The sequence below is a fragment of the Streptomyces zinciresistens K42 genome, assembly GCF_000225525.1.
GTDB classification, from domain to species: domain Bacteria; phylum Actinomycetota; class Actinomycetes; order Streptomycetales; family Streptomycetaceae; genus Streptomyces; species Streptomyces zinciresistens.
On the sequence record NZ_AGBF01000352.1, the window covers coordinates 1 to 3,830 of the forward strand.

The window sequence follows — 3,830 nt, forward strand, 5'->3', positions numbered from 1 at the left end:
CGGGAGCCCCCGCGGCGCGCCCCTGCCACCCGCCGCCCGGCCCCTCGGGGAGGCCCGGCCGATCCGGCTCGACATCCCGGCGCTCGACCTGCGCGCCCCCGTCGTCGCCCGGGGCCTGGACCGCTACGGCGCGATCGACGCGCCGCCCTTCGCGCAGGCGGCGGCCGTCGCCTGGTACGCCGCCGGGACGAAGCCGGGCAGCGCCGGAGCCGCGCTGATGACGGGCCACTTCGACACCCGGACCCGGCCCGCCGTCTTCCACCGGCTCGGCACGCTGCGGCCGGGCGAGCGGGTACGGGTGCTGCGCGACGACGGCAGCGCGGCCGAGTTCACCGTGGACGACGTGCGGGTCGTCACCCGCGACGGCTTCGACGCGGCGCAGGCGTACGGGCCCCGCCGGGCGGGCCGCGCCGAACTGCGCCTGCTCACCTGCGCCGGCACGTTCGACCGGGCCACGGGCACCTACGCGGCGAACGTGATCGTCTCCGCGTACCTCACCGGTACGGGGCGGTGAGCGCGGCCGGACCGCTCGCCCACCGGTGGCTGTAACAGCTCTCCGACAAGGCGCGAAGGCCCCGGAGTGGTGACGCCGCGTATGCCAGGCTTGACCCTTTGGAGGCGAGGACCCGAGGGGGAGCTGGATGTACCGGAAGAGGGGGGCCCGCGGGCGTGCCCGCGCGCGGACGTCCGCGGCGGTGCTGGGGGCGGCACTGGTGATCGCGGGATGTTCCTCCGGGGACGGCGGTGGCCGGGACGGGGGCGGGGACGGCGGCGGTGGCCGGGACGGCGCCGAGATCGGCCAACGGCCCGGGGGCGCCGACCCGTTCTGGGTCGACCCGGACGGCAGGGCGGCCGAGCAGGTGGCGCGCTACGAGAAGGCCGGCAGGACCGCGGAGGCCGGGCAGATCCGCAAGATAGCCGAGCAGCCCACCGGTCTGTGGATCGGACCGGAGAACCCCGGGCAGCAGGCCCGCGGTTACACGCGGGCAGCCCGGCGGGCGGGCCGGACCGCGCTGCTCGTGCTCTACAACATCCCGCGCCGCGACTGCGGCCGGTACTCCTCGGGCGGTGCCGCCGACGGCGACGCCTACCGGGCCTGGATCGACGCCGTGGCCGAGGGCATCGGGGACCGCCCCGCGACGGTGGTCCTGGAGCCGGACGCGGTACCGCACCTGGTCGACGGCTGCACACCGGCACGGTTCCACGAGGAGCGCTACGACCTCCTCAAGGGCGCCGTCACCCGGCTCAAGGCGCTGCGGCGCACCAAGGTCTACCTCGACGCCGGCAACGCGGGCTGGGGCGAGCCGCGTCAGATCGCCGGCCCGCTGAAACGTGCCGGGGCGGAGGCGGCCGACGGCTTCTCCGTCAACGTCTCCAACTTCTACTCGACCGAGGACTCGATCCGCTACGGCAAGGAGCTCTCCGCCAAGGTGGGCGGCAAGCCGTTCCTCGTCGACACCAGCCGCAACGGCAACGGCCCCTACACCGGCGGCGATCCGAAGGAGCGCTGGTGCAACCCGCCCGGCCGCGCGCTGGGCGAGGCCCCCACGACCGAGACCTCCGACCCGCTGGTCGACGCCTACGTCTGGGTCAAGCGGCCGGGCGAGTCGGACGGCGAGTGCAAGGGCGGCCCGAAGGCGGGCGAGTGGTGGGCGCGCTACGCCCTGGAGTTGGCGAGGGCGAGCGGGGCGTAGCGTCCGCCGCGCACCCGCCGAGGGGCGCCCTCCGTCGCGGAGGGCGCCCCGAAGTGCGGTGATCCTAGGGCACCTTGACCCACTGGGCCTTCGACGGCCGGCCGCGGTCGTCCGTCACGAACAGCATGTACCAGCCGGAGGGGACCAGGTTCCGGTTCTCGGGCAGGCGCACCGTGACCCGGTCGCCGGACTTCGTGAGGCCCAGCTTCACCGACCGCTGGTCCACGTCCGTGACATGGGTGGACGCGCTCGGCCGGATCAGCCGCGCGGTGCGCAGGGACGAGGCGTCCGGTGAGGTGAACGTGCCCGTGCCGCCGCGCGGGACGGTCCGCGGACCGCCCGACAGCACCGGCCGCGCGCCGCGGTACAGATACGGCGGGGTGTAGATCTCGATGCGCTGCTCGAACTCGCCCGGCCTGGTGTTGGCCCTGTCGCCGTACAGCGGGTCCGAGCCGAAGAACATCACCCGCCCGTCGGGCAGCAGCAGCGAGCCCGAGTGGTAGTTGCGGCCCACCAGGGGGTCGGCGACCCGGTCGAACCGGTTCGTACCCGGCCGGTACAGCCGCGCCTGGCGGATGTCGGAGGCGCCGCGGCCCCGGTAGTCCTCGGAGCCGCCCGACACCAGCACGCTGTCGTCGGGCAGCACCGACGCCTGCGGATAGCGCGTCCCCTTCTCCAGCGACGGCCCGTCCCGGAACCGCGGGGCGGCGTCCGACAGATCGATCAGCCGTGTCCTTCTGCTGGCCTGCCGGGACTCACCGACCCCGCCGCCGCCGATCACCATGTACTTCTCGTCCTGCGCCGGCGGCAGCAGCACCGTCCCGGAGGTCTCCATCAGCTTCGGGTCGCTCAGCCCCGGCAGCCTGGCGAAGGCGTTGCTGTCCACGTCCCAGATGCCCGGGTCGCGGCCCACGTCGGCCGGTCCGTAGCCCGCGTTCGAGCCCGAGTAGAAGATCTTGCCGCTGCTCAGCGGGAACAGCGCCGGGTACGTGGGGAACTGCCGGATCTTCCTCGTGTACGTCCACGACCTGGTCCTGGGGTCGTACACCTCGTTCTTGCCGGGCACCAGCTGCCCGATGTCGTCCAGGCCGGAGACGCTGAGGACCCTGCCGTCGCCCAGGGTGGTGAGCGTCGGGTACCAGCGCGCCTCCTTCATCGGGTCGACCTTGATGTACTTCTCGGCGACCGCGTCGAACTCGTAGGCGTCGCGGATGCCCTGGAAGTCCTTCTTGTCGAGGGCGAGTTTCTCCGCGATGCCGTAGGTGTTGCGCGCGTCGGCGCCCGTCAGGCCCCGGACGCGGTAGTTGTCCTGGGTGCCGGTCTCGTACCTGGCGCCCTTGCGCTGCGCCTCGACGTAGATCCGGCCGAGGCCGGGGTCGTTGCGCAGGAACGCGCCGGTCGCCTTGTCGAAGACCTTCTTCGCGCGCGGCACCAGGACCGGGTCCTTGGAGACGAACGTCCTGCCGTTCTCCCTGCCGGTGAACCGGGTGCCCGCGGGCAGGGTGATCGGCCTGTCCGGGTTCTCGTTGTGGACGATCATCAGGCCGCCGGCCTTGGTGACGTCGCCCCGCAGCTTCTCGTAGCGCTTGGTGCCGCCCGCGATCAGCAGGTTGCCGCTGGCCAACTGGGTGTGCCCGGTGCAGAAGAGGTCGTTGGGCGTCGGCACCTTCCGGATCGTGCCCTTGACGGGGTCCCAGATCCGGGTGTCGTACTTCTTCGCGTCGAAGTTCTCCTGGTTGTTGCCCGAACCCGCGATGAGCAGCAGTTTCCCGGTGTGCAGCAGGGCCGCGTGGATGGTGTTCTGGCGGTACTTCTCGGGGAACTCGACGATCTCCCATTTGCCGTTCGCGGCTTTGTACCCGGGCTTGTCGATCTGGTACTGGTGGTATTTCGCGGTGCCGAAGCGGTAGAGCCACGGCCCGTTCATCCCGGCCAGCGCCAGGACCACGGCCGTGCCTATCGCGAATCGGCGGGCGCGGCGGCGGCCTGCACGGTCTCTCATTCCTCACGTCCCCCAAGTCCCCCCAGAGCGATCCGCGTCGCCTGGTCGTCACCACCCTCGCCGGACGCCGCCCAGCTCGGCCGCTGCCGGGCGCGGGGCGGGTGCGGCGAGGTCTGCGCCGGCGCCGGCCGGGG

At 72.9% G+C, this 3,830-nt stretch carries 3 protein-coding genes; 2 read left to right on the plus strand and 1 reads right to left on the minus strand.

What is annotated here, in order from left to right:
• Together SZN_RS36105 and SZN_RS36110 are read left to right on the plus strand one after the other, a co-directional pair.
• A partial coding sequence (locus SZN_RS36105) for a class F sortase (RefSeq protein WP_007505404.1) occupies positions 1-514 on the plus strand: 514 nt, incomplete at its 5' end.
• A gap of 127 nt (positions 515-641) precedes the next feature.
• A complete protein-coding gene (locus SZN_RS36110) occupies positions 642-1,694 on the plus strand; it encodes a glycoside hydrolase family 6 protein (protein ID WP_043735058.1) in 1,053 nt (350 codons plus the stop codon).
• 64 nt (positions 1,695-1,758) lie between these two features.
• Here SZN_RS36110 and glxA read toward each other — a convergent pair whose 3' ends face one another.
• A complete protein-coding gene (gene glxA, locus SZN_RS36115) occupies positions 1,759-3,696 on the minus strand; it encodes a radical copper oxidase GlxA (protein ID WP_043735061.1) in 1,938 nt (645 codons plus the stop codon).
• Positions 3,697-3,830: the final 134 nt, after the last annotated feature.

Excerpts from the sequence above, each read along its gene's own strand:
- SZN_RS36110 (WP_043735058.1), top strand. The coding sequence starts at position 642 with ATGTACCGGAAGAGGGGGGCCCGCGGGCGTGCCCGCGCGCGGACGTCC.
- glxA (WP_043735061.1), bottom strand. The coding sequence starts at position 3,696 with ATGAGAGACCGTGCAGGCCGCCGCCGCGCCCGCCGATTCGCGATAGGC.